Raw genomic sequence first — 628 nt, forward strand, 5'->3', positions numbered from 1 at the left:
AGCGAAATGCAAAGGAGTCGCATCACGCCAACCTTTCTCATCAACATTTGCTCCTTTTTCGAGTAAAACCTTTACTACATCTACGTGACCATTCTTAGCAGCTAAATGCAAAACAGTATTACCCGAATGATCGATCGCGTCCACGCATACAGACTGGAGAGGGAGAGGGCTCATGAGGGCGCTGTGTGAGGAGTCCGAGTAAGTCCCTACCAACCAACCGACGAGAGCTAACACATGGGTTCCTTAGCACGCTACACATGTTTCCTGCCCATGAAGGGGGCTAAAACGTATCTTAGCGCGTCACACATGCCAAATGCCCACGAAGGGTCTAGCACATATTTTAGCGTGCCATAACATGCACACATATCTACGCTTGATCAAACATTGCTCGTATTGATCTCGATATCTACTTATTACTAGAAATGCGGACTAAGTAATTACAATGAGAAAATCAAGGCACCTATCATTGTCTGATTTGAGGTATCAACAATATTCTAATAAAATATACTTATTATTTATATCCATTTATTTATAAAGAACACATATTTCTTACATTGTATGACGCACTTAAATTACAAAATCCCATACGATAATTAGAAATCATGGAAGACGTTTCCGCAACAAATTG

The 628-nt window shown here is 40.6% G+C and carries 1 protein-coding gene; it reads right to left on the reverse strand.

The genetic code is table 11. The features are described from left to right. Positions 1-174: ankyrin repeat domain-containing protein (locus ACJ5GX_RS01980; protein WP_495292647.1), on the reverse strand; the 174-nt coding region annotated here is incomplete at its 3' end. Positions 175-628 lie beyond the last annotated feature (454 nt).

The organism is Wolbachia endosymbiont of Tuta absoluta (genome assembly GCF_059414725.1).